This is a genomic window from Roseovarius sp. Pro17, assembly GCF_035599575.1.
In the GTDB taxonomy this organism is placed as follows: Bacteria; Pseudomonadota; Alphaproteobacteria; order Rhodobacterales; family Rhodobacteraceae; genus Roseovarius.
In genome coordinates this window covers 342,505-365,921 of the sequence record NZ_CP141179.1, presented here as the reverse complement: position 1 = coordinate 365,921, position 23,417 = coordinate 342,505, and the positions used below count along the sequence as shown (strand labels likewise).

At 60.4% G+C, this 23,417-nt stretch carries 22 protein-coding genes and 1 tRNA gene; 3 read left to right on the top strand and 20 right to left on the bottom strand.

Going from position 1 to position 23,417, the window contains the following annotated elements; translation table 11 throughout:
• Positions 1-13 precede the first annotated feature (13 nt).
• Together U3654_RS01800 and U3654_RS01795 are read right to left on the bottom strand one after the other, a co-directional pair.
• Complete coding sequence (locus tag U3654_RS01800; RefSeq protein WP_324753652.1) at positions 14-2,776, bottom strand: M36 family metallopeptidase; 2,763 nt, start codon at positions 2,774-2,776, stop codon at positions 14-16.
• A gap of 559 nt (positions 2,777-3,335) precedes the next feature.
• Complete coding sequence (locus U3654_RS01795) at positions 3,336-4,010, bottom strand: hypothetical protein (RefSeq protein WP_324753651.1); 675 nt, start codon at positions 4,008-4,010, stop codon at positions 3,336-3,338.
• A gap of 587 nt (positions 4,011-4,597) precedes the next feature.
• Here U3654_RS01795 and U3654_RS01790 point away from each other — a divergent pair.
• The gene (locus tag U3654_RS01790; RefSeq protein WP_324753650.1) at positions 4,598-4,987 is read left to right on the top strand and encodes a ribbon-helix-helix domain-containing protein; all 390 of its coding nucleotides are present in this window, start codon (positions 4,598-4,600) and stop codon (positions 4,985-4,987) included.
• A gap of 94 nt (positions 4,988-5,081) precedes the next feature.
• Here U3654_RS01790 and U3654_RS01785 read toward each other — a convergent pair whose 3' ends face one another.
• Genes U3654_RS01785 through U3654_RS01775 form a run of 3 tightly spaced genes read right to left on the bottom strand, consistent with a single transcriptional unit; the run spans position 5,082 to position 7,617 of the window.
• Positions 5,082-6,653, bottom strand: a complete 1,572-nt coding sequence (locus tag U3654_RS01785) for a GMC family oxidoreductase (protein ID WP_324753649.1) — start codon at positions 6,651-6,653, stop codon at positions 5,082-5,084.
• A 15-nt stretch (positions 6,654-6,668) separates the two neighbouring features.
• Positions 6,669-7,187: a Twin-arginine translocation pathway signal gene (locus U3654_RS01780; RefSeq protein WP_324753648.1), complete on the bottom strand. Its 519-nt coding sequence runs from the start codon at positions 7,185-7,187 to the stop codon at positions 6,669-6,671.
• A 34-nt stretch (positions 7,188-7,221) separates the two neighbouring features.
• Positions 7,222-7,617, bottom strand: coding sequence for a VOC family protein (locus U3654_RS01775; protein ID WP_324753647.1), 396 nt, complete (start codon positions 7,615-7,617; stop codon positions 7,222-7,224).
• A gap of 913 nt (positions 7,618-8,530) precedes the next feature.
• On the opposite strand from U3654_RS01775, the gene U3654_RS01770 reads away from it, so the two are divergent.
• Positions 8,531-9,364, top strand: coding sequence for a DMT family transporter (locus tag U3654_RS01770; RefSeq protein ID WP_324753646.1), 834 nt, complete (start codon positions 8,531-8,533; stop codon positions 9,362-9,364).
• A gap of 165 nt (positions 9,365-9,529) precedes the next feature.
• Here the strand turns inward: U3654_RS01770 and U3654_RS01765 are convergent.
• The 13 genes from U3654_RS01765 to fabD all read right to left on the bottom strand — a co-directional run bounded on the left by U3654_RS01765 (position 9,530) and on the right by fabD (position 20,594).
• Positions 9,530-9,604: transfer RNA gene (locus U3654_RS01765), tRNA-Phe, on the bottom strand.
• Positions 9,605-9,682: 78 nt separating this feature from the next.
• Positions 9,683-9,865: a DNA gyrase inhibitor YacG gene (locus tag U3654_RS01760; protein ID WP_324753645.1), complete on the bottom strand. Its 183-nt coding sequence runs from the start codon at positions 9,863-9,865 to the stop codon at positions 9,683-9,685.
• A complete protein-coding gene (locus tag U3654_RS01755; RefSeq protein ID WP_324753644.1) occupies positions 9,862-10,881 on the bottom strand; it encodes a ribonuclease E/G in 1,020 nt (339 codons plus the stop codon). The genes U3654_RS01760 and U3654_RS01755 overlap by 4 nt, the downstream gene beginning before the upstream one ends.
• Entirely contained in the window at positions 10,878-11,471 is a 594-nt protein-coding gene (locus tag U3654_RS01750) for a nucleoside triphosphate pyrophosphatase (protein ID WP_324753643.1), read from the bottom strand. Before U3654_RS01750 ends, U3654_RS01755 begins: the two co-directional genes overlap by 4 nt.
• A gap of 86 nt (positions 11,472-11,557) precedes the next feature.
• On the bottom strand, positions 11,558-11,776 hold the full coding sequence (infA, locus tag U3654_RS01745; protein WP_005978431.1) for a translation initiation factor IF-1: 219 nt from the start codon (positions 11,774-11,776) through the stop codon (positions 11,558-11,560).
• A gap of 194 nt (positions 11,777-11,970) precedes the next feature.
• Entirely contained in the window at positions 11,971-12,855 is an 885-nt protein-coding gene (locus U3654_RS01740) for a carbon-nitrogen hydrolase family protein (protein WP_324755359.1), read from the bottom strand.
• An 88-nt stretch (positions 12,856-12,943) separates the two neighbouring features.
• Positions 12,944-14,737 carry an ABC transporter transmembrane domain-containing protein gene (locus tag U3654_RS01735; RefSeq protein WP_324753642.1) on the bottom strand — a complete coding sequence of 598 codons (1,794 nt, stop codon included), beginning with the start codon at positions 14,735-14,737 and terminating at the stop codon, positions 12,944-12,946.
• A gap of 95 nt (positions 14,738-14,832) precedes the next feature.
• On the bottom strand, positions 14,833-15,990 hold the full coding sequence (gene mltG, locus U3654_RS01730; protein ID WP_324753641.1) for an endolytic transglycosylase MltG: 1,158 nt from the start codon (positions 15,988-15,990) through the stop codon (positions 14,833-14,835).
• Positions 15,990-17,249, bottom strand: a complete 1,260-nt coding sequence (fabF, locus tag U3654_RS01725) for a beta-ketoacyl-ACP synthase II (protein ID WP_324753640.1) — start codon at positions 17,247-17,249, stop codon at positions 15,990-15,992. Before fabF ends, mltG begins: the two co-directional genes overlap by 1 nt.
• Before the next feature lie 97 nt (positions 17,250-17,346).
• Positions 17,347-18,090: a 1-(5-phosphoribosyl)-5-[(5-phosphoribosylamino)methylideneamino] imidazole-4-carboxamide isomerase gene (locus U3654_RS01720; RefSeq protein ID WP_324753639.1), complete on the bottom strand. Its 744-nt coding sequence runs from the start codon at positions 18,088-18,090 to the stop codon at positions 17,347-17,349.
• Positions 18,091-18,340: 250 nt separating this feature from the next.
• A complete protein-coding gene (locus U3654_RS01715) occupies positions 18,341-18,574 on the bottom strand; it encodes an acyl carrier protein (protein ID WP_076531917.1) in 234 nt (77 codons plus the stop codon).
• A gap of 274 nt (positions 18,575-18,848) precedes the next feature.
• A complete protein-coding gene (gene fabG / locus U3654_RS01710; RefSeq protein ID WP_324753638.1) occupies positions 18,849-19,586 on the bottom strand; it encodes a 3-oxoacyl-[acyl-carrier-protein] reductase in 738 nt (245 codons plus the stop codon).
• Between the two features lie 63 nt (positions 19,587-19,649).
• Positions 19,650-20,594: an ACP S-malonyltransferase gene (fabD, locus tag U3654_RS01705; protein WP_324753637.1), complete on the bottom strand. Its 945-nt coding sequence runs from the start codon at positions 20,592-20,594 to the stop codon at positions 19,650-19,652.
• A gap of 149 nt (positions 20,595-20,743) precedes the next feature.
• Here fabD and U3654_RS01700 point away from each other — a divergent pair, with 149 nt between their 5' ends.
• Positions 20,744-21,982, top strand: a complete 1,239-nt coding sequence (locus tag U3654_RS01700; RefSeq protein WP_324753636.1) for a cytochrome b/b6 domain-containing protein — start codon at positions 20,744-20,746, stop codon at positions 21,980-21,982.
• A gap of 65 nt (positions 21,983-22,047) precedes the next feature.
• Here U3654_RS01700 and U3654_RS01695 read toward each other — a convergent pair whose 3' ends face one another.
• Positions 22,048-22,620 (bottom strand): YceI family protein, encoded by a 573-nt coding sequence (locus tag U3654_RS01695; RefSeq protein ID WP_324753635.1) that lies wholly within the window; start codon positions 22,618-22,620, stop codon positions 22,048-22,050.
• A 172-nt stretch (positions 22,621-22,792) separates the two neighbouring features.
• Entirely contained in the window at positions 22,793-23,299 is a 507-nt protein-coding gene (locus tag U3654_RS01690; RefSeq protein ID WP_324753634.1) for a hypothetical protein, read from the bottom strand.
• Positions 23,300-23,417: the final 118 nt, after the last annotated feature.

The following is a 23,417-nucleotide window of genomic DNA, read 5'->3' as shown; positions in this document are numbered from 1 at the left end:
CCTTCATATCGGGTCAACCGATGCACGATCCGGCCACCGAATTGTTGGCTTCATCCGTCTCGATCACGATCTCGGCGTTGTCGGCCTTGATGCGGAAGCCGCAGTCAGGGTCAAAACAGCCTTGCGGGATCGGTGTGGACAGGTTCGCACTGGCACCGTTGGCAAGCGACGGGGTTGGCAAGGCTGCCTGCCCATGCGAGCCGAAATCCACCATCGTCGTGGACGCCCCCGCCGTACCCGGCCCCTCATTGCGGACCGTGACCAGTAGATCGCGCCCGCGGATTCGGCAGAAATTGCCGTTTGCATCGGGCACTGGCAACAGGTCCGCGCGTTTGCCCGGCGGCGGCGGAGTATCGTCGTTGCTGTGACCGCTGGCGGGCACCCGTTCCACGTCTATGGCCACGCCACCGGCTTCTGCCTCCAGCGCCGACTTTGTATAGACACCCACGACGTCCAGAGGATGGTCGGATTTGATGACCAAAAAGCCCTCAATATAGGGCGTCGGCCAGTTGTTTCCGAACACCTTCTCCCGGATGTCATCGCAATCGGACGCCAAGGCTAATTCCGGTCGCAAGCTGTGTTCGGCAAAGAGCTTCACTTCGCCGGGCTCCTGCTCTATTGGTGGGTAGGTCAGGGCCAAGGTCTTGGTGAACCGTGCTACCTCGGGGCCCGGATTGCGGATGTTTACGGTGGTCGCATAGCGACCTTGGGTCAGGCGAAAGTCTTCGGGATCTTCCTGAATTCCGCAAACCAGCTTGGCGGCGTAGGCATAGGCCGCAGGCGGCGGGGTATTACAATTTTCGGGAAAGGCGAAGTCTTCGGTGAAGCTTCCGCTTGACGGTGTTGCCGCGCCAACGCCCATGCCGCGTTTAGCAAAGCCGCGCCACAGCTCGCACCGATTGGCACCGCCCGTCCGCGCGAGATCGGAGGCTATGATTGCATCCCGCGCTTCGACAAACGTCGGACCTGCGGCCAACAGAAACATACTGTCGGTCATCAGTTGCAACATCAACTCGTTGCCCAGATCGGCACCATGTTTGGACACCAGATTGCGCCGGGCTTCCCAGACCGTCACGGCCCAGATCTCGCCCATGTCATGAACCGCCCCGGACCGCGTCTCAAGCCAAGGACTGACCGGCGGTGTCGCCGCGCAGCCAGCGCTGGGAATCGGTGTGATGTCATAGGTTGGTGTCTGCATGTCCAGCAGCGTGAACGGGTTCGCGCACAGATCCGTTGAATAGGGGAAATGGCGGATGCCGAAATAGTAATTGTCGTCCCAGTTCGGTGGGTTGCCGAATGCGGGGTTCAAATGGAAGACCGCGTAGCCACCGACAACATAGGTGGCGTCGGGGTCCTCATCCGGGCTCCGCAGAAGGTGCAGCGCGTAAAGGTCGGAATAGCCTTCGCCTAGGCCGCCCGGCTGCCCACCACCGGCAAGGCCGTTGGTGTTCGGGCCGCCGATGATACGGTTTGACAAACCATGGGTGAACTCGTGGATCAGGATTTCTGTATCAAAGCCCGAGTCCCGATCCGGGTCCGGCCCCGTCCAAGTGAATGAATTTAGCGTTGGACAGCAGGTGCCGTCCGCTGGCGGGGTCCCGAAGGTCGAATTGTCCGTGCCCACTTGCAGCCGGGCGCGGATTGGATCGCCGGCCACTCCCGTACCGGTCGAATTGACGCTTTGGAAATTGCCGGCTTGCTCGGTAAAGCCCAGATCGGCCATCCGATCGTGCCACCAGTTTGCGACGACGAAGGTGTTGACCGTTGCAGCATCCCGGTTAGCTTGGGCCTGCGGAGCGGCGGTCAAATCGGCAGGGAAATTAAACTCGCGCGTTTGCACGCCAGAGATGTCCACAAGGCTTGCCGTGGGCTGTTCGCCCGCATCCGCGTTATTGTTGAAATTGAGATCCACAAAGGCGACGACGTTGTTGCCAGCGGTCGTCATCACGCCATCAGCGGTCCAATTACTGGTCGATACTGCTGGATCACCGTTCGTCGACACTATCACGGGTGGGACAATGGCCCCCTGCGAGCCGTCCGGGGTCGCGGGACCGGGCGTCAGCGGTCCGGGGCTGTCGAGCGGCTGGAAATCAGAGCGTGCGTCTACAGTCGGAGTATTTCGCACTTCAAAGTAGCTCAGATAGCGCGGAACGTCGTTCGATGTGATTGTCTCGCGATACAGGATGTCGCCGGTGACCGCATCCACCAAAATCTGGTAGGCGTAACGATCCTCGGCAAGGCCACCTACGACCTCCCATACCAGGCGGATATCGTCGCCTGAGGTTAAAAAATAAATCAACCGCACCGGCACTTCCCCGGCAAAGGCATCGCTGCCGGTCACCGTCTGACGCATCTCGGCACCGCCTGTCATCTCAAGCACCTCAAGCGTATCGGAATCTGATGTGGCTCCGAGGCTAGCGGCGGCCGCCGCGACAGCCTCAGGAGCGCCCAGCACTGGGTCGAGCGCGTTGACCTTCGCGCCGACATTCTGGACCGTCAGGCCGGAGATCCCTACCATCTGACCACGATCCGTCACGGACCCGACCACGTTGGTGGGGAATATCTGCCTCCCCTGCCAGCGCTGTTCCAGACTGACGTGGCGCACGGTCGGCAGATTAGCCGCAGACAATTGGCTGCTGGGGTCGCTGTCGACTTGCCGCGTGGCGACCAGAGTGTTCAGGTCAGCTTCGTTAAAGCCGAACACAGCCTCGTGCGCGCCGATGAAATCACGCATGATTGCGGACGCCGTAGCGCCATCATCACGCGGGGACGTCATATAGCTTTCCGTGCTGAAGACTCGGGACGGGGTCCCTGTCATTGCATTGAATTCGATCTTCAGACCGGGGATGGCCTGAACAAGCGCGGTTGCAGCGGCCCGTTGCGAAGACGAAGCAAGCGCTGAGGTGCTAAGGCGTTCAGTGCCACGACTTTCGCTGACATCAATACTAGGTAGCGGGACGGGGTCTTCTGGCGTTGTGGCCTGAGAAAATGCCGGAAGGGGAACCATGCCAGCGACAAAAAATATACTGTAAAAAAAGCGACGATCAAACATGTCTCACCTCATAGCTTTGAGTGAATTACTTTGACGATCAATCTCTGGAGGTTATCATATTCGGGCCGATTTTTCAATCTTAGATTATCGGAATGGTTGTATTCCCAAAGTATTCTGCCGCCGCGCTGAATGAATTCCAGACAGAGGCGGTCGCGTAGCAAACACTTGGCTGCTCGCTTTCAACCTAGCCGTTCTTGATGGCTTTGATCACCTCGATCACCATGAGTGGCGCCTTCGACATCACCATTGCGACCCCGTCAATGCAGCGGTCTCGGCTGAAAAGCTATCGGCAGAAATAGACAGCTCCTCCTACTCCGACCAGCGTCACAGCACCGGTGGCAACTACCGCAGGGGCGGATAGAGCGGTTCCAATCGAGGTTCCCGTGGCACCCAATGCGCTGGAGATGAAGCTGCCCGAGCCTTTCATGATCAACGCGCCGGAACTGTGAGTGATGATCTCTCCGACATCCGCCGACAGTGCGGATCGCGCCGTGGTCAAGGCGGTGCGGCGTGCAACATCAAGGCCGGTCCGTGCAATAGACGTGGCCTCGTCCTTTGTGGTGTTCACGCGCTCGCAGAAGGTCTTGGGGTTTTTACAGATAAGGTAGGCATTGCGGTCCCCCTCGGAAAACCCGGTATAGGTATCGCCATCCTTGTCGTAGATCAGGCAGAATGGCTTGCGCTCAGCATCCGACAAGTCGGGCGTAAATTCCCTCAGCGTCAGATAGCCGGGGCAATCCACCTCGCCCCAACGCCCAAAAAGCCTTTCGCGAACAGATGTATTTCCCTTCATTTCCTCTTTCGGGACAGACTGGCTGGTGTCGATCCGGTCCTGCCGCGACACCGTATAATCAATCTGATGAAGCTTTCCGTTTAGCGAAGTTGTGCAACTGGCCGCCCATGCAGGGGCGACGAACGCACACTGAAGCAAAATGATCATCGAGACGCGCAGCAACATTAAGGAATTACTCCTGATGACGGCCACTCGGGCCAATGGTTGTCCGTGAAACAGTGATGAGCCGGACCCGTGCCATTGTCCATCTCACCCTCTAATAACAAGTCGGGATGCACTCAATTGTGATGCCGCCCACGCGGAATATCGCCCAAAAAGAGATTGCAGGGCGCTACCGGCCTCCATGAACGAGGCCGAGAAGCGGCGGCCGTTGCCCGGTCGATCCGGGGGCCGCGCTACAGCTTTCGCCTTGCAGCTATTCGTCGATCCCACAGCATTCGCCAGTCACCACTAACATCAGTGCAGGACACTGCGGACCTTGGCCCAAACTTTGTAAATGATAGCTTAGAAGAAACTGCGACTTCAGACACCTAAAGCGTTTCGCCTTTAACCTGAGACATCGGATAAAGGCGAAACGCGCGCAACACTGATATGTCAAGCGCGTTTCCCGGAAATCTGTGATTCAGGTTTTTCGCGAAACGCTTTGAGCTATAGCAAATAGCGGTGGTCGGATGATGCGGTGCAAAAATTGACGGTTCTTTACTATTCCTGCTAACATTCCTTATGACAACAATTCTGTGAAAGGAGTTGCCATGTGCCGTCATTTTATTGGAGCTGATCCAAAGCTTTGGGAAAGTGTAACTCGGTCATTTCGAATGGATGGTATGGTCACCAGCGTACGGCTGGAACATATGTTCTGGAATGTGCTGGAGGATTTAGCTGGACGCCAAGATTTGAACGTGCCGCAACTTCTGCATCAACTTTACAATGAATCCATCGATGAAGGGCATGATCTGGGGAATTTCACATCATTTCTGCGTGTCTGTTGCTTGCGGTTTATTGATCTGCAACTCAACGGCTTGATGGCCACCGAAACATCACAGGATTTCGATGCGCTTCCGGCAGAGGATATTTTGCGACAGGAACAGAAGCATCGCGATGCTGCCAAAAACCGCCGTGCGGTAAATTCCAAGCACCACTGAAGTTAAACTAAAGTCAACGTCGCTTACCTGTAACAGCCATGCAAAAAGCCCGGCGCGGGGTATCCTGCGCCGGGCTCATTTTTGGTAGGTCGGCTTACAGATTGCCCTGGCCCATCTCCGATGCGATGTGATCCGCCTGACGAATAGCGAGTGCGACGATCGTTAATGTCGGGTTTTCTGCAGCGCCGCTGGTGAATTGCGATCCGTCAGAGACGAACAGATTCGCGATGTCGTGGCTCTGTCCCCAGCGGTTAACCACGCCGTCCTCCGCCTTTTCCGACATCCGGTTGGTGCCAAGGTTGTGCGTTGACGGATAAGGCGGCGTTGGCAATGTGCGCGTCGCCCCGATCGCGTCATAGATCGCCTGACCACGATCATAGGCATGATCGCGCATCGCCTTGTCATTGGCATGGTCAGAATAATGCACGTTGGGCACTGGCTGTCCGTGCTGGTCCGTCACGTCAGTGTTTAGCGTAACGCGGTTTGTTTCCTGTGGCATGTCTTCACCCACGATCCACATACCGGCCATATTCTCATAGTGGTCGAGCGCGGTGGTAAATTCACGGCCCCAGCCACCCGGATCAAGGAAGGCCGCCATGAATGGCAAGCCAAGGCTCAGCGTCTCAAGTTCGTATCCGCCGACAAAACCGCGAGAGGGGTCATGTCGCGCCTCATCTTGCATGATACCTGCCATCGTCGTGCCGCGCCACATTTTCACCGGCTTGTCGAAGATGCCGTAGACCGAGCCTGTGAGGTGGCGCATGTAGTTGCGTCCAACCTGACCAGACGAATTTGCCAAGCCGTCAGGATACATGGAGGATGCGGAGTTGAGCAGCAAACGCGGACTCTCAATGGAGTTGCCTGCAACACAGACGATCCGTGCCTTTTGCATCTGCTGATTGCCGTCCGCGTCGACATAGACCACGCCAGTAACCTTGCCATCCGCGTCATGCTCGATCTTGAGAACATGCGCTTTCTCGCGAACCTCAAGGTTTCCTGTCGCTTCGCCTGCAGGGATATCGGTATAGGCGGACGACCATTTGGCGCCCCACTTACAACCCTGAAAACAAAAACCGGTCTGCTGACAAGCTGGCCGATCTTCGGTGTCGGCGGAATTGATCGCCATGCGGCCAGTATGCACTTCTTTGTAGCCCAGCGCCTTTGCACCAGCCTCAAAGACTTTGTAGTTGTTGTTACCGGGCAAGCCCGCGTTGCCGTTAGTGCGGGTCACGTTCAGCTTTTTCTCAGCTTTGTCGTAGTAGGGGGCCATCTCGGCCGCATCAATCGGCCAATCAAGAAGGTTTGCGCCCTCTACGGCGCCATAGTTTGTCTTGGGCTTCCATTCATGCTCTTGAAACCGCAAAGACGCGCCGGCCCAGTGGGTTGTGGTGCCGCCAACTGCCTTGACGATCCAGGCAGGCAAGCCAGAGAAGTCATTTGCCACGCGCCAGTCGCCGGATGTGGTCCGCCCATCCAGCCACGCGAGCTGTCCAAAGCTGTCCCATTCGTCGTTTATGTAGTCTTCAGGCAGATATCGCCCGCCCGCTTCGAGAGCGACGACGCTTACGCCCTTCTGGGCCAATTCATTCGCAAGAACTCCGCCGCCAGCGCCGGTTCCGATTATAACGACAACGCTGTCGTCGGTGAGGTCAAAAGGTGCCGTCATGGTGCCGCCTCTCCCTTAAATCCAGTTGATGTCGTTGAAACCGCGATCGATGTAGCCTCCATGGCTAAAGCTTTCGCCCTCGTATCCAAAAATTGGCCAGACATCTTTCTGGTTATAAAGTCCGGTCACCAGTCCTCCGCGTACCTTCTGAAAGAATGCGCTGTCTTCAATACTGCGCAGGATCGCCACGCGGTCTTTTTCCCATCCGGTTTTGAGGTAGCTGTCGAACCCTGCCGCGCGTGCAGCCTCGTCCAGCGCATGAATACCAGCTTCGGTCTCGTCGACGGCCTCGGGCACATCGTATCCTTTGACAGCAACCGCATAAAATTGATCACCGACCTGATCATGCGGATAGATGTCACGCGCCATTTGGATCAATGTCGCCATTGTTTCGGGCTTAAGCGCGTCCATCGTCTGCGCCCACGCCGCATCTGAGCCCGCGACAAAACCGGGTCCGATCACCAGCGCGGCACTCGCCGCGACGCTGCGCGACAACAGTTGCCGCCTCGTCATCGCCTTCAGAGATTGTGTCATTTCATTCCTCCCTAAGTCATTATTATTGGCCGGATCACTGATAGCGACCGTGTTTTTGCAAGACTTCGATTTCGTATCCGTCTGGATCTTTTACAAAGAAAAAGCGGGCCAGAAGTTTGTCTTCGCGCTTGAAGTCCACGATTTTACGTGGTGCGAAACCCGCCGCTTCAAAACGTGTATGTTCTGCATCCAAGTCATCGACGCAGACGGCCAGATGTCCATAGCCGTCGCCCAGATCATAAGGGGCGCTGCGGTCTTTGTTCACGGTCAGCTCAAGTTCAAAGTCTGCCTCTGCATTGCTGAGGTAGATCAGAGTAAAGCTGTCAAAGTCCAAGCGTTCTGCGACCGAAAGACCAAATGCCGATTTGTAGAATTCGACAGACCGCTCCTCCTCCAGAACACGGATCATCGAATGTATTATTTTGGCCATTATTATCCCCACGCTGTCAGTTTTGTTCAGTCATGATAAGGCATAAGCTGGGAGGCAGGTATTAATGCGCTACTACTTAGGGCTCAAAAATGTTGAACCGCTGATCCTTCTTGTCGTGCAGGCGATAACTTTTACTCCAGATTTCAGACCCCAAGCGGACGGTCTTTGTTGAGAAGAACCCTGATCCAAATCAATAAATTAGGTTTTGGATATATGCTCTGTTGAAATACCAATTCGCTATTGACCGACTGACAAAAACGGACGTTAGCAACCTTACGGAAACTCAATAACTGGGCTCGGAACCGACCCGCGGCGGCGCGGCACGCATCGTGGGGTCCCGCCCGTCTGATCAACGTGAACGGCCTCCGCCAGTCTTTGACCGGACTATCCGATGCCGCATTGCAGTGTTCGCAATGTTGCCACTCACAAGCCGCGCAGCATTTAAGGCATCGCAATGATCACTGCGTGAGACTTCCCCGTCGCCTGAACATTTGGAACGAATGACTGTTCTTGGCACTGCCCACCTTGGGTCGCTAAACACGTCACGATCTTCATACGCGCTGATCGCCTTCTCCAAGCCGGTGGCCTCTGCCGGACCGCGCGGGCGCGGACCCCGGGCGAGTAGCGATTTGCCATTTTGCGTTTTGTCATAACCATCATCCTTACTTAAGTTGATGGCCTCCGGCAAACCCGGCGCGGTTCAGACTGACGGCGATAGCGCGGACGGAATAGTCATTCGCCTGCTTCCCTCAGAAGGCCGCATTTGGGCTTTCCCGAGCCTCGAAAGAGATACGGCGTTCTCGGGTTACTATCCGCATGAAACGGGTCGCTTCACCGAGGCCAGCCGGAATATCCAATCACGGCAAGTAAGCTTAGGGGAAACGTCCGGCATGACCAACAACACTGCTCCGCCATGGATTTGAAAGCCGTCATCATGCCGTTGTCGCTTGCAGCGGTGTGGGGAGGGTCGTTCTTCTTCGCAGAAATAGCTCTACGTGAGGTTCCACCGCTGACCATTACCCTCCATAGGATAATCTGGGCGGTGCCGATCTTGGCCTTTATCGTGCGCTTGAAGAGAATTGTTGTTCTACGCTCTATTAACATCTGGGGCGCTTATCTGGTTATGGGCGCACTCAACAATGCAATCCCTTTCTCGTTGATTTTCTGGGGTCAGACCCAGATTGATAGTGGACTGGCCTCTATCCTGAATGGCACTACGGCCATGTTTGGTGCGGTCGTCGCCGGTTTACTACTTGCTGACGAACCATTGACGGCAAAGAAAATTGCGGGGGCGGCGTTAGGTATCGTCGGCGTCGCGTTCATTTTGGGTCCAGAGGTACTTACAAATTTCAATCCGAGCAATCTGGCACAGCTTGCAATTCTCGGTGCGGCGCTATCCTATGCGTTTGCAAGCGTGTGGGGTAAAACAAAACTTGCTGGCCAGCCGCCGCTAGTGAATGCACTCGGTATGTTGATCGGAAGCACGTTGTTGATGATCCCAATTGTGTTGGTCTTTGATGGGCCGCCTGAACTCGCACTCTCCACAAGCGTCTGGGCGGCCCTACTGAGTGTGGCCGTCTTGTCGACTTTGATCTGTCGGATTGTTCCTTCGCGAAGTCCTCACGAACCAACAAGTCAAAGACGGGTCTATCCACCAAAGTCATACCGGATCCGCGTGGGCTCGCGCCTCCGGTTTAATTTCAGCGGGGCTGCGATCGACTGGCAGACTAACCTCGTCGTTGGTTAGCCCATTGATCGTCGCTCAAACCGGATGCAACCCTAAAATCCGGAAATCTCTTAAAATAAAGAGAGTGCGCAGCGAACCGCGTCCCCGGCGCGTACCCAGAGAGTCTCGGTCTCTTCAGGCAGTGGAGGCGTCCTCAAAATACTCAACAATTTCAGTATCTTAAAATGGTGCCCGGGGGCGGAATCGAACCACCGACACGAGGATTTTCAATCCACTGCTCTACCCCTGAGCTACCCGGGCATCGGGAACGCGACTGCGTTCGGGTCAGGGCGTTCTAGGCGAGGGTCACGGGGCTGTCCAGAGGCTTTGGCAAATAATTCAATGGGGTTTGGCGCGCTCGGCCTCTGCGGCGTCTAGCGCGGCCTCGATATCCTCCGGGTCGGTCGACGGGATCGCATACCCGCCTCCCAGCCAACGCGCGAGATCGACATCGGCGCAGCGCTTGGAACAGAATGGGCGGTGCGCCGCTTCGGTGGGTCTTTTACAGATCGGGCAGCTCATTGCGGAACCTCCAGCGGAGCGCGGTCACGTTTGCGTTGCAGCTCGTAATGACCCAGCGGCGTCCAGCCCACCAGCGCCGTTTCGCCCGTGTCCTGGCGAAAAGCGGCGCGCAACGCATCCTCGAACTGGCGGCGGTCCTTCTTGGCCATGGGCGCCAGATCCAACGTGATCTGACCGCCCAAACCACGCAAGCGCAGTTGGCGGGGCAGTTCGCGCGCCGCCGCGATGTTGGCTTTGTGTCCCGCCGCAGGGCTGGTATCGCCGCCGGTGTTTACATCGACTGCGATCAGCGCGCGCGTCGGCTCGACATACATCGACGCACCGCCGCTCAGCGGCACATGCGCCACGCCCAGTAGCGCGATCTGATCCAGCACGCCTTCGGCCTCAAAACCGCCCGCCTCGGTGATCACATCCGCAGGCGCAGTCCATTCGCGCCATGCCATCTGGTGAGGCCCGTCGCCCTGGGTCAGCACCTCGGCGTCGCCAGCTGCATCGGCCACGACGGCGGCGGCCAGATCGACCATGGCACGGATATCCTCGGCGATGGCGTCGTCATCGCCCTCAGCGCAAGATGAACGCAGGATGAGGCCCAGATCACCGCCATCCATTTCACTGCGCGCAATCTGCATCAGCACGTCGCGCCGATCGTCGTCGCGAATAGCGCGACTGATGTTCAGTCCCGGCGCGCCCGGTGTTACGATCGCATAGCGCGATTTAAACAGCAGCTTTTGCGTGACCGGCAGCGCCTTGCCCGGCTCGGCCTGCCCGGTGACCTGCACCAGCAGCGCCTGACCCGGCGCGAGGCCCCTCACCTGCCGCAGGAATGCGGGACCATCGGGAGTGCGCAGAAACATGCCACCCTGCCCCTTGACCGGCCGGTCGGCGATGGCGCGATAGATCGTACCGACGCGCGGTGCGGCACCGTCGATCAGCACATCTTCAAGACGCCCGCCAATAAGGCGTGCGGCGGCTTCATGGCCGCCCAAATGATCCAAAACGATAGTCTCACGGCTCATGCCTGTGCCCTCCAGCCTGCGGCCCTCAACAGCACCGCAGTCTCTGCCAGCGGCAGCCCGACAACAGCGGTGAACGAACCTGAAATCCATGGTATCAGCGCCCCGGCAGGCCCCTGAATGCCGTAGCCGCCCGCCTTGCCCTGCCAGTCGCCGGTGGCTAGGTATCCTGCGATCTCAACGTCGGAGAGGCGTTTCATCTTGACCTTGGTCAAGACGTCGCGCTGCCACAGCCCCTCACCGCGCCGCACCGCGACGGCGGTGATCACGCTATGGCGACGGCCCGACAGGGCGCGCAGGAACGCCTTTGCCTCGCCCTCATCGTCGGGCTTGCCGAGGATGCGGCGACCCAGTGCGACGGTCGTATCCGCGGACAGCACGATGTCATCCTCACCGGCGACCACCGCCAGAGCCTTTTCGCGCGCCATGCGGATGCAGTAGGGGCGCGGCAACTCGGCCTTGCCCGGAGTCTCGTCGATGTCTGGCGGGCGAATATCGTCCGGAATGACACCGATCTGCGCGAGCAGATCCAAGCGGCGCGGGCTGCCAGAGCCGAGGATAAGTTTGGGCGGTGTTTCGGGGGAAAGCTTCATGACAGCACCCAGCATTGCGACGGGGTGCGGACGCATTTCGCCCTCGGCAAAACGCTTTCCCGCACGGAGCGAAGCTGCGCTTCGCCCTATTTAAACCGATAGTTGATCCGCCCCTTGGTCAGATCATAGGGGGTCATCTCGACCTGCACCTTGTCGCCGGCCAGAACACGGATGCGGTTCTTGCGCATCTTGCCTGCCGTGTGAGCGATAATTTCATGGCCGTTTTCCAGCTCGACCCTGAATGTCGCATTCGGCAGGAGTTCCTTGACGACACCGGGAAATTCGAGCGTATCTTCCTTGGCCATGTGGTCTCCTGTAGTAGCGTTTCCCGCCCAGCGGCGGAACAGCGCCTTAAATGGCCCCATTCCCTGCCTTATTCAAGGGCTATTAAAGCGTTTCGGCTCATAGCTAAGACCGGAATGGTCCGCAACTCACGGCAGCGAATGAAGGCTGCGCGCGTTTCACCAACAACTCTGTCTCAGATTTTTGGCGAATTGCCTCAGCGCAAGGCGACGACGGGCGGCAAAGCGTCGCGCCCACTCTGATCGGCCCAATGCGCGCGATTCAGCACGCCGCCATCAGCGCGCACATGCGACACGCGCGCTAGGTCGACCTCACCACAGGTCCAGCCGGGTCGATTCAGCACGCCCTCGGCAATCACGCCAGTCTCGGGAAAGCCGATATCGGGCGGGCCAAATATGCCACCCATGCCGACATTGACGTCGACGGCAGGCGACCACGGCGCATCTCCGACTATGGACGACATGACGCTGACGCATTGCGCCTCCAGCGCGCGCGCCATCGCGCCGATTCGCACGCGGCTATAGCCTGCCAGCGCCTCGGTGCAGGACGGCACCAGCAGCAGTTCGGCCTCGCTGACCGCACGCGCCAGCAGCGGGAATTCGCTGTCATAGCAGATGAGGATCGCGATCTTGCCAAGGCTGGTGTCGAACACTTGTAAGGGACCGCCCGGCGCCACGTCCCATGGCGTGCGCTCGAACCGTGTCATGATCTGCTTGTCCTGGATGCCGCGCCCGCCGCCCGGCGCAAAAAGGCGCGCACGGTTCACAGGGCGCGGGCCGATGGCGTCGTCGAACACAGGCGCAGAAGCAGCAAGGATGTGAACACCATGCGCTGCCGCCAGATCGGCGTGCAGATCGTCGACGTCGATCATTAGATCCGAGACGGCGCGCAGGCATCCCTCCAGATCACCCGCCACGACAGGCCCGGCCAGCATCGACAGCTCGAGCGAGCCATATTCAGGAAAGACCAGCAACTCGGCGCCCTGCCCTGCGGCATCAGCGACCCATTCGGTCAGCTTGGTGTTGTAGGCCGCCCAATCGGGCAGCGGATCTAGCGGGTACGCGGCAGTTGCTATTTTCATGGCGCCGACAATACCAGCGCCGCGCGCGCCGTCCAGCCCTCTGCTTTCATCGTTCGGGCAAATACTCGCCCCGCAGGGCGGACCAGCCTCAAGCGGCGTCAGCAGTAAATTGCAGCTTGGCCAGCCGCGCATATAGCCCGCCCTCGGCCACCAAACTGTCATGCGTGCCGATGGCGACGATGCGCCCGGCCTCCATCACGATGATGCGGTCGGCCTTCTTCACCGTGGCCAGCCGGTGCGCGACAATGATCGTGGTGCGCCCCTCTGCCAGCTTGTCCACAGCCAATTGCACCGCCCGCTCACTCTCGGCATCCAGCGCGCTGGTTGCTTCGTCCAGCAGCAGCACGGGCGCGTCGCGCAGGATGGCGCGGGCAATGGCGATGCGCTGTTTCTGACCGCCCGACAGCATGACACCGCGCTCGCCCACCTGACTGTCATAGCCCTCGGGGAGCGCCGTGATGAAATCATGCGCAGCAGCTGTGCGCGCTGCCGTCTCGACCTCGGCGTCGGTGGCGTCCAGACGTCCAAACCGGATGTTTTCGCGCGCTGACGTTGCAAAAATCACGGGATCTTGCGGGACCAGCGCCATGACACGGCGAAACTTATCCCGCTGCATATCGGCCAGCGCCACACCGTCCAGCAGGACGCGGCCCGCAACCGGATCGTAGAAGCGTTGCAGCATCTGGATCACGGTCGTCTTACCCGCCCCCGAAGGACCAACCAGCGCCACCGTTTCGCCCGGCCGGATATGCAGATCAAAGCCATGAAGCGCAGGCACGTCTGGCCGTGCCGGATAGACGAAATCGACATTCTCGAACCGGATATCTCCCTTCACATGGTCAGGCAGTGCCAGCGGCTCGGATGGATCCTGCACCGGATCGTTTGAGCGCAACAGCTCGACCAGACGCTCGGTCGCGCCGGCGGCACGCTGCAATTCGCCCCAGATCTCGGACAATGCGCCCACGGCGCCCGCGACCATCACCGAATAGATCACGAACTGCACCAATGCGCCCGCGCTCATACCGCCCGCGCGCACATCGCGCGCGCCAATCCACAACACACAAACAACGCCGGTGAACACCAGAAAGATCACGATTACCGTCATCGCTGCCCGGACACGAATCCTCTGGCGCGCGGATTCATAGCTGCGCTCGGTCGCCGCGCCGAAATCAGCGCGCGTCGCACTCTCATGGGTAAAGGCCTGCACGGCCTGAACGCTCAGCAGCGCCTCGGACGCCTTGCCCGAACTTTGGGCGATCCAGTCCTGATTATCGCGGCTGAGGCGGCGCAGTTTGCGTCCCAGCGTCAGGATCGGCACGATGATCAGCGGTACGATCAGCAGCACCAGCCCCGTCAACTTGGGCGAGGTTGCCAGCATCAGCACCATTCCACCCGCGAAAATCAACGCATTGCGCAGCGCGATCGAGACCGATGAACTGATGACGCTAAGGATCAAGGTCGTGTCGGTCGTGATGCGGCTCAGCACCTCGCCAGTCATGATCCGCTCAAAGAATACGGGACTCATGCCTATCACACGGTCGAATACGGCGCGGCGAATGTCGGCCACCACACGTTCGCCCAACCGTGTCACCAGCGCATAGCGCAGCCCGGTGCCAATCGCCAGCAGTGCCGTGATAACCAGTGCGGCAATGAAATACTGATCGAGGATCTCACCATTTTCCGCGCCGAAATTGTCGATCACCCGCCGCACTGCCAGCGGCAGCATCAACGACACGCCAGCCGTCAGCATCAGCGCGGCAATAGCCGCTGCCATCAGCGCCTTGTAAGGTATGAGGAACGGGGCCAGCGCACCCAGCGCTCCGATGCGCTTGGAGGGCTCACGCGCCCGCATTTCAGCGGCGCTTGCATCGTTGCGGGCCATGACGTGCTCCTGTGATCGGCGTTGGTTCTGGGCGTTCTGACCCTGCCGGGCGCAAGGGTCAAGCGGCCTATCGCCGCAACCCCTGTCTTGTGGTGTCACTCGGACTGGGTGCGCTCGGCCTCGATCTGGCGCCATTTGGCAACGTTGGCGTTATGCTGTTCCAGTGTCTCGGCAAAAGCGTGCCCGCCGCTGCCGTCGGCAACGAAAAAGACGAAATCCGTCGCGGCAGGATCGACCGCAGCCTCAATGCTGGCCTTGCCCGGATTTGCGATGGGCGTAGGCGGCAATCCGTCGATCACGTAGGTATTCCAATCGGTTACTTTGCGCAACTCGCTCGCGCGCAGGCCCCGACCCAGCACACCTTTGCCCTCGGTGAGGCCGTAGATCACCGTCGGGTCGGTTTGCAGGCGCATCCCGCGCTTAAGCCGGTTTTCAAAGACCGAGGCGACCTGACGCCGCTCATCTGGCAGGCCGGTTTCCTTTTCGATGATCGAGGCCAGCACCAACATTTCCTGCGCATCCTTTAGCGGCAGACCATCCACGCGGCTGGCCCAAGCGGCAGCAACCAGCACCTCCTGCGCATCGGTCATGCGTGCGATCAAGCTGGCGCGGGTGTCGCCCTTGGCGACCTCATAGTTGTCGGGGGCCAGTGTTCCCTCGGCCGGCAGATCGGCGACTTCGCCCTCCAGCACGTCGACCGATTTCAACGCCTCGACGATCTGCCAGCTGGTCGTGCCCTCGGCGATGGCGACGCGGTAGCGCGTATCGTTCTGCTCGCGCACCTCGTCAAAGATGGCGGGCGCCTCTTCGCTCGCAGGATCAAAGGCGGCCTTTTCCACGTAGCGGTTCGTTTCCAGATCCAGTTCGCGCAGCTCAACCTCATTGCTGGTCACACCGATGCGATAGACCACCTCTGTGCCGCAGGTGCTGGCCCCGCCACGCGTGATAAGATGGGTGATCTCGCTCATGGTGGAATGTTCCGGAATCAGCCAACTACCCGCTTTGCGATCACCCGACTTGCCCGCATAATCAGCCCCAATGCGAAAGATCATGGGGCTGGTGATCGCGCCCTGCTCGGCCAGTTGATCCGAGATCGTGCGCATGGATGCGCCCCGTTCGATCCGCAGGCAGATGGGCGCCGTTGATGGTCCTTCGGCCTTGTAGGTGTTCTGCCCCCAGACGATCAAGCCGCCCACGAGGAAGATAGCGACAACCAGAAAGCTGATCGCGGTGGATGCTATGTTACGCCACATTAGTGCACATCGCCAAAGCAGACGCTGGCGTTCGTGCCACCAAAGCCAAAGCTGTTGGACAGCGCGATCTTGACCGGCCGCTCGACCTTTTTGTTGGGCGCGAGGTCCAGGGTCGTCTCGACCGCCGGGTTGTCCAGATTGATCGTCGGCGGCACCACCTGATCGCGAATCGCGAGGATCGAGAATATTGCCTCGATGGCCCCCGCCGCCCCCAGCAGATGCCCGGTCGCGGATTTGGTCGAACTCATCGTCGCCTTGCCGGCCGCATCGCCAAGCAAGCGCTCGACCGCTCGCAGCTCAATCGTGTCGGCCATCGTCGAAGTGCCGTGCGCGTTGATATAATCAACATCCGCAGGCTTCACGCCCGCGTGGCCCAGCGCCATCTCCATCGCGCGATAGGCGCCTTCGCCGTCCTCGCTGGGCGCGGTGATGTGATGCGCGTCGCCCGACAGGCCGTAGCCCAGAACCTCTGCGTATATCTTGGCGCCGCGCGCCTTTGCGTGCTCGTATTCCTCCAGCACGACGATACCAGCACCCTCGCCCATGACAAACCCGTCACGGTCTGCGTCATAGGGGCGGCTGGCGGCCTTGGGATCGTCCGCACGCTTGGTGCTGAGCGCCTTGCAAGCGTTAAAGCCCGCGATGCCAATCTCGCAGATCGCGGCCTCGGCCCCGCCTGCAACCATGACATCTGCGTCGCCGAACATGATCAGCCGCGCCGCATCGCCGATGGCATGCGCCCCGGTCGAGCAGGCCGTCACGACCGAATGATTCGGCCCCTTGAAGCCATAGCGGATGCCAACCTGACCCGAGATGAGGTTGATCAGCGCGCCTGGGATGAAAAACGGCGACACGCGACGCACGCCTTTGTCGCGGATGATCAGCGTGGTTTCTTCGATCGAGCGCAGACCGCCAATGCCTGAGCCGATCATCACGCCGGTACGCTGGCGCGCCTCTTCGTCCTCGGGCATCCAGCCGCTATCCTCGACCGCCTGTTGGGCCGCCGCCACGCCATATAGGATGAAATCATCAACCTTGCGGCGCTCTTTGGGCGCCATGTAGTCGTCGGCATTGAACGTACCGTCCGTGCCATCGCCCAAGGGCACCTCGCAGGCATATTTGGTCAGCACGTTCACAGGGTCAAAGCGCGTGATCGGGCCTGCACCCGACTGGCCGTCCAAAAGGCGGCTCCAGCTTTCTTCGACGCCCGAGGCGAGCGGTGTGACCAGTCCAAGGCCTGTTACGACGACACGGCGCATTATGCAGCCCCTCCCACAAGTTCATCGACGCCGCTCTTACCCCGGCTTGGGGTCGGGGGGCAATACCGCGCTAGCAGCGCGGCGGCGGGGCGCTGCCTTATTGAAAGGCGGCGACAGGCTCGTTCGGGGTGGTAGCCATGGCGATCGCCTCGGCCAGATCAACATCATGCGCCAGCAATGCGTGCCCGATCAGCGTCCCTGCGATGTTGGGCACGTATTTTAGCCGCGCCACATCGTCAACGCTGGCGACCGTGCCGCGCGCGATGACCGGATGCCGGGTGGCGGCGGCAAGGCCGGTGATAAGGCTGAGGCTGGCGTCGCGCTGGTCGATCAGCCCGTCCACGTCGGTCACGATGACCCCGGCCAGCGGATCGGCCTCGAACGCCTCAAGAAAGCTGAGCGCGGTAAAGCTGGAGCTTTCGCGCCAGCCATCGGTGACGACGGCACCATCATGGATGTCCAGCGCCAGCACGATTTGGTCAGGATAAAGCTTGGCCAACCGGCGCAGCAGGTTCGGATCGCGCGCCGCCATCGTGCCGATCACGATACGCCCGGCGCCCCGGTCGATCCAGCGTGCCACCTGATCGTAGCTGCGAAATCCGCCACCCAGCTGGACAGGGATATGCGCGTCGCGAATGATCTGCTCGACCAATGCGTTGTTGTCGCCGTCTCCGCGCAGGCCGTTGATGTCGGTCAGGTGCATCCACTCAGCGCCTGCATCCGCAAAACCGCGCGCGGTCTCGACCGGATCGACATGCCACAGCACAGGCTCGTCCAACCGCCCACGCGTAAGCGAGACGCATTTACCGTCCAGAAGTTCGAGAGTGGGATAGATGATCATGGCAGTCACCTCAGGCTTGCGGGCCCGCACATCGCGGGATGGCCTACTCTGCCATGCTACACCATGCGTGCGATGTTCCCAAATCGGCATCACGGGGAAATTTGCGCCGCCTTTCACGATTGAAAGGGTCGCCCCTTAGACGTGGCACCCATCGACAGACGGAAAAAGGGCGCGGGGATGATCCCGCGCCCTTTTGCATGTCGATCCGTCTGTGTAATCAACGGCACCCAATCGAGGCGCCGTCAATGGCTCAGGACGCTTCCTTGATGAACTTTACCGCATCGCCGAAAGTCTGGATATTCTCGGCGGCGTCGTCGGGGATCTCGATGCCAAATTCTTCTTCGAAGGCCATGACCAGCTCGACCGTGTCCAGGCTGTCTGCGCCCAGATCGTCGATAAACGAGGCGTTTTCGACAACCTTGTCCTCTTCGACGCCCAGATGCTCTACAACGATCTTCTTCACGCGGTCTGCGATATCGCTCATGTCATAATCCTCATTTCTCGATGGGCGCCTGTGCCCGATTGTGCCTCCGCCCGGCGGACGGGTGGCGGCCTGAATGGAGCCCCTTCGGGGCGTTAAGTCAATGCCCGTGAGGGCAGGCCGGACCGGGCCACGCCAAGCGCCCCTCCGGCAAATCTGCGCCGCCTATAGCATATGGCGCGGCGCCTGCAAACGTTTTCCCGGTCGCGAGCCTGAGCGGCAAATCGCTGGGTGGCAAGGGCAAATCGCGCATCTCTGCGCCGAATCGCATGCCCCGTCAGAGCATTGCCATACCGCCATTCACATGTAGCGTCGCGCCTGTGACATAGCCCGCCTCGTTGCTGGCAAGGTAAAGCACAGCCGCCGCGATTTCGTCCGCATCGCCCATGCGCGCGGCGGGGATCTGGCCGGTGATCTTGGCCTTTTGGTCGTCCGTCAGCTTGTCCGTCATGGCCGTAGCGATGAAACCGGGCGCGACGGCGTTGGCGGTGATGCCGCGGCTGGCGACCTCGTAGGCGATGGATTTCGTCAGGCCGATCACGCCCGCCTTGGACGCCGCATAGTTCGCCTGTCCCGGATTGCCGGTGGACCCGACGATCGAGCTGATATTGACGATGCGGCCCCAGCGGGCTTTCATCATCGGGCGCATCACGGCGCGGCAAAGGCGCATTGTGCTGGTCAGGTTGACGTCCAGCACGCTCTGCCAGTCCTCATCCGACATACGCATGAATATCTGATCGCGCGTGATCCCGGCGTTATTCACAAGGATATCAAGGCTGCCCATCGCCTCAATCGCCTGCTTCGGCAGCGCCTCGACGGCGTCCTTGTCGCTGAGGTTGCAGGGCAACACATGCGCGCGTTCGCCCAGCTCCTTAGCCAGCGCCTCCAGCGGCTCGGTTCGGGTGCCGCTCAGGCCCACGGTCGCGCCCGCACGGTGCAAGGCGCGCGCGATTGCGCCGCCGATACCGCCCGAAGCGCCAGTCACCAGCGCCGTCTTGCCCGTCAAATCAAACATTTCGAATTCCTTTTCCTGTCTCGTGGGTCGCGCGGGGTTATCGCGGAAAATCTCGGCTCGGCGTCAGCCGTTCTTGAATGCCTCGACCGCAGCGACGACATCCTCGGGGGTGCCAACGTTGCGCACCGCGACGTCACGCGCAATTCGGCGCACCATGCCCGACAGCGCCTTGCCTGCGCCGATTTCCCACGTCTCGGTAACGCCCTGCGCGGCCATATAGCCGACGCTTTCGCGCCAGCGGACGGACCCTGTCACCTGCTCCACCAGCAGCGCACGGATCTCATTGGGGTCAGTGACAGCCTCGGCGCGCACATTGGCGATCAGTGGCACAGCGGGCGTATCCATCGGCACCTCTTCCAGTGCGGCGCGCATCACTTCGGCGGCGGGCTGCATCAGGGCGCAATGAAACGGCGCGCTGACGGGCAGCAGCATCGCGCGCTTTGCGCCACGCTCTTTGGCCAGATCGACGGCACGCTCGACCGCGGCCTTGTGGCCCGAAACGACGACCTGACCGGGATCGTTGTCGTTTGCAGCCTGACACACTTCGCCCTGCGCCGCGTCATTCGCAACCGCCGTGACCGCCGCAAAATCGAGCCCAAGGATCGCCGCCATTGCGCCCACGCCCACCGGAACGGCCTGCTGCATGGCCTGCCCACGCGTGCGCAAAAGGCGGGCAGTATCGGCAATGCTGAGGGCGCCGGCGGCGGCCAGCGCAGAATATTCGCCCAGCGAATGACCGGCAACAAAGGACGCGGCATCCAGCGTCACACCCTCGGCCTCAAGCGCGCGCAGAGCCGCCAGCGACGTCGCCATCAGCGCGGGTTGCGCGTTCTGCGTCAGGGTCAGTTGCTCCTGCTCGCCGTTCCAAATCAGCGCAGACAGCTTTTCGCCCAGCGCATCGTCGACCTCATCGAATACATCGCGCGCGGCTGGATAGGCCTCGGCCAGCGCTTGGCCCATGCCTATCGTCTGCGCGCCCTGTCCCGGAAAAATGAATGCTCGGCTCATGCTGGCTCTCCCCTCGTCCCATTGCCCTCTCGGATAACGCGCAGAGCCGGGCGAGGCAATGGCGCAGGCCCATTGTGCGCAGCCAAGGGATTGCCCACCCGGCGCGATGCGCTAGTCTTGCCATTCGCCAACCGCAAAAGGACGACCCTATGCCCCTCGGCAACACTGCGATCAGCTATGGCACGATCACCAAGGTTTTTCACTGGACCATCGCGTTGATGGTCCTCACCATGTTCGCGCTGGGATGGATCGCCAGAACCCTCGCCGGATGGATCGAAGCCCCCGACATCGCCACGACGGACGCGACCATCACATTGACCAAGCTGCTGTTCTCCATCCACAAGACGATGGGCGTCACGATCTTTGCGCTGGCTGTCTTGCGCATCCTGTGGGCCATCTCGCAGCCAAAGCCGGGGCTGCTGAACGGCGACAAGTGGCTGGAATCGCGCTTGGCCGAAACGGTGCATTGGCTGCTCTACGGATCGCTCGTGGCGGTCCCGCTCAGCGGCTGGGTGTATCACGCGGCAACAACGGGATACGCGCCTATCTGGTGGCCATTCGGTCAAGGTCTGCCATTTGTATCCGAGGATGCGGCCTTGGCCGAGATCAGCAGCGCGCTGCATTTCATTCTGCAATGGGTGCTGGCGGTCGCCATCGCCCTTCATGTCGCGGGCGCGATGAAACATCACGTCATTGACCGCGATGCCACATTGCGCCGGATGCTGCCCGGCAGACAGACCGCCCTGCCGACGGCGAACCAGCCCGGCCATGCGTTGCCGATCCTCGCCGCGCTGGCGATCTGGGGCGCGGCCATCGGTCTGGGCGCATCGCTGGGCTGGCTCTCTCCGCGCGAAGGTGCGCAGGCCGAGGCGCTGGCCGAGGTAAGCAGCGATTGGCGGGTCGAGGACGGTGCGCTGAACATCGCCATTTTGCAGAACAACTCCGAGGTCACGGGCAGCTTTGCCGACTGGACCGCCGACATCACCTACGGAGAGACGCCAGATGCCGAGGGCAAACATGGCGCGGTCACGGTCACCGTCTCGATACCGTCGCTGAGCCTGGGCAGCGTGACCGATCAGGCGATGGGTCCTGCCTATTTCGCCGCCCAAGAATGGCCGACCGCGACGCTCCAGGCCGATCTGATCGACGCCGGCGATGGTCTGCTCGCGAACGGCACGTTGCGCATCCGCGACCAATCGGTGCCGGTCAGCATGCCAGTGGACCTGACCATCGACGGCGACACAGCCGACGCCGCCGGCAGCCTGACCGTGGACCGTCTCGACTTCGGCATAGGCACCGGCACGCAGGACGAAAGCTCGCTGGCCTTTGCCGTGCGCATCGACTGGACCCTGACCGCCACCCGCGCACCCGAGGCGAGCGTTGAATAGGTCGTGAAAAAGCCCGCGCCCCTGATAAGGGACGCGGGCAAATCAGGTCAGCCAAAAAGGCAGGATTACTCGGCCTTGCCGGCCTCGATCGAAATCTCGACATCCAACTCGTCGCCGATATTCGGCACGAACTTGTCCAGACCAAAATCGGACCGCTTGATCTTGGTTTCGGCGTCAAAGCCCAGCCATTCCTTGCCTGCCATCGGGTGCATGCCCTTCTGGTTCAGCTCGGCCTCTAGCTGGACCGACTTGGTCGTGCCATTGATGGTCAGATCGCCGGTGATGATCGCCTCATCGTCGCCCGTCACCTCGATGGAGGTCGATGTAAAGGTAATCAAGTCGCCTTCCTTGGCGCCAAAGAACTCCTCACCCATGAAGTGCTCGAACCGCTCTTCCCAGCCTGTATAAAGCGACATGACCGGAACCGACACGTTTACCGATGACGCAGCGGGATCTTCGGCGTCGAACATGATCTCGCCTTCCCAGCCGGTAAACACGTTGTAAGTGGTCGAATAGCCCAGATGCTCATAGGTGAACATCGTCTGGCTATGGCTGGGATCCAGCGTGTACGCCTCGGGTGCAGCGTTGACGCCGGTGGCGGCAAACGCGACTGCGGCTGCGATAAGAGTGGTCTTCATGAGCGGTCTCCTGTCTGTTACGTTCATTGGCGGCCAACCTATCGCAAAGCAGCGACAAGGCAATCGCCCAGACATAAACAACTCGTGTGCATAGGCACTGTGCCGCCTAACGCATTGCAGGGGGTCCCTTATAGCAGATGGTTTCCGACGCGCTCTATATCTTTGGCGGCGCTCAGGCCGCCTTGCCCGCCAGCATCGCAATCAGGGCCGCCTCGACCGCCGGATCGCGAACCGGCAGCGCAATCAACGGCTGGCCAGCGTCACAGCGCGCGGTCAGCAGGCCGTCGCGCAGAATGATCTCGCCCAGCGCGTCGATACGATGACTGACCGCGGAGCGGACGTGACCGTGCGCGTCCTTTTCAACGATCGTCAGCAGGCGCGTCTGCGTGTCGATATGCACCTCGGGGCCATCGTTACTGCGCAGCCCACTCAACACCACCACTCCGCCTATCGCCAAAGTCGCGGACAACGCCAGCTTGCAAAGCTGCATCAGTGTGTCACCGTCGGCTACGGGCACCAGCCACATGCCTGCGGCTGCCATCAGCGACGCGTAACCGCAGCATCGCAGGAACGTGTGGCGCAACGCCCCCGTCTCGGAGATTTCGACGTGCTGCAAAGGTGCCTTGCGCTGGTAGCGCAGCGGGCCCTCGGGCATGAATGTATCGGGTAGTGCGGTCATCGAAGAATCCCCTCACGGTTGCAGTATGGTTAATAGATCGCAGAGGAATTAGACCCAATTGGGGCAGTCGCGCGCTGAATTCGCGGCCTTGTCATGGCACCGTGGCCGTGCCGGCCTC

What these genes read in the sequence shown, in the direction of transcription:
- U3654_RS01715 (WP_076531917.1), bottom strand. Translation starts at nt 18,574, where the DNA reads ATGAGCGATATCGCAGACCGCGTGAAGAAGATCGTTGTAGAGCATCTG.
- infA (WP_005978431.1), bottom strand. Translation starts at nt 11,776, where the DNA reads ATGGCCAAGGAAGATACGCTCGAATTTCCCGGTGTCGTCAAGGAACTC.
- U3654_RS01770 (WP_324753646.1), top strand. Translation starts at nt 8,531, where the DNA reads ATGGATTTGAAAGCCGTCATCATGCCGTTGTCGCTTGCAGCGGTGTGG.
- fabF (WP_324753640.1), bottom strand. Translation starts at nt 17,249, where the DNA reads ATGCGCCGTGTCGTCGTAACAGGCCTTGGACTGGTCACACCGCTCGCC.
- fabG (WP_324753638.1), bottom strand. Translation starts at nt 19,586, where the DNA reads ATGTTTGATTTGACGGGCAAGACGGCGCTGGTGACTGGCGCTTCGGGC.
- U3654_RS01690 (WP_324753634.1), bottom strand. Translation starts at nt 23,299, where the DNA reads ATGACCGCACTACCCGATACATTCATGCCCGAGGGCCCGCTGCGCTAC.
- U3654_RS01800 (WP_324753652.1), bottom strand. Translation starts at nt 2,776, where the DNA reads ATGACGTCCCCGCGTGATGATGGCGCTACGGCGTCCGCAATCATGCGT.
- U3654_RS01720 (WP_324753639.1), bottom strand. Translation starts at nt 18,090, where the DNA reads ATGATCATCTATCCCACTCTCGAACTTCTGGACGGTAAATGCGTCTCG.
- U3654_RS01785 (WP_324753649.1), bottom strand. Translation starts at nt 6,653, where the DNA reads ATGACGGCACCTTTTGACCTCACCGACGACAGCGTTGTCGTTATAATC.
- U3654_RS01735 (WP_324753642.1), bottom strand. Translation starts at nt 14,737, where the DNA reads ATGGCCCGCAACGATGCAAGCGCCGCTGAAATGCGGGCGCGTGAGCCC.
- U3654_RS01750 (WP_324753643.1), bottom strand. Translation starts at nt 11,471, where the DNA reads ATGAAGCTTTCCCCCGAAACACCGCCCAAACTTATCCTCGGCTCTGGC.
- U3654_RS01775 (WP_324753647.1), bottom strand. Translation starts at nt 7,617, where the DNA reads ATGGCCAAAATAATACATTCGATGATCCGTGTTCTGGAGGAGGAGCGG.
- U3654_RS01695 (WP_324753635.1), bottom strand. Translation starts at nt 22,620, where the DNA reads ATGAAGACCACTCTTATCGCAGCCGCAGTCGCGTTTGCCGCCACCGGC.
- U3654_RS01780 (WP_324753648.1), bottom strand. Translation starts at nt 7,187, where the DNA reads ATGACACAATCTCTGAAGGCGATGACGAGGCGGCAACTGTTGTCGCGC.
- U3654_RS01760 (WP_324753645.1), bottom strand. Translation starts at nt 9,865, where the DNA reads ATGAGCTGCCCGATCTGTAAAAGACCCACCGAAGCGGCGCACCGCCCA.
- U3654_RS01755 (WP_324753644.1), bottom strand. Translation starts at nt 10,881, where the DNA reads ATGAGCCGTGAGACTATCGTTTTGGATCATTTGGGCGGCCATGAAGCC.
- U3654_RS01790 (WP_324753650.1), top strand. Translation starts at nt 4,598, where the DNA reads ATGTGCCGTCATTTTATTGGAGCTGATCCAAAGCTTTGGGAAAGTGTA.
- mltG (WP_324753641.1), bottom strand. Translation starts at nt 15,990, where the DNA reads ATGTGGCGTAACATAGCATCCACCGCGATCAGCTTTCTGGTTGTCGCT.
- U3654_RS01795 (WP_324753651.1), bottom strand. Translation starts at nt 4,010, where the DNA reads ATGTTGCTGCGCGTCTCGATGATCATTTTGCTTCAGTGTGCGTTCGTC.
- fabD (WP_324753637.1), bottom strand. Translation starts at nt 20,594, where the DNA reads ATGAGCCGAGCATTCATTTTTCCGGGACAGGGCGCGCAGACGATAGGC.
- U3654_RS01700 (WP_324753636.1), top strand. Translation starts at nt 20,744, where the DNA reads ATGCCCCTCGGCAACACTGCGATCAGCTATGGCACGATCACCAAGGTT.
- U3654_RS01740 (WP_324755359.1), bottom strand. Translation starts at nt 12,855, where the DNA reads ATGAAAATAGCAACTGCCGCGTACCCGCTAGATCCGCTGCCCGATTGG.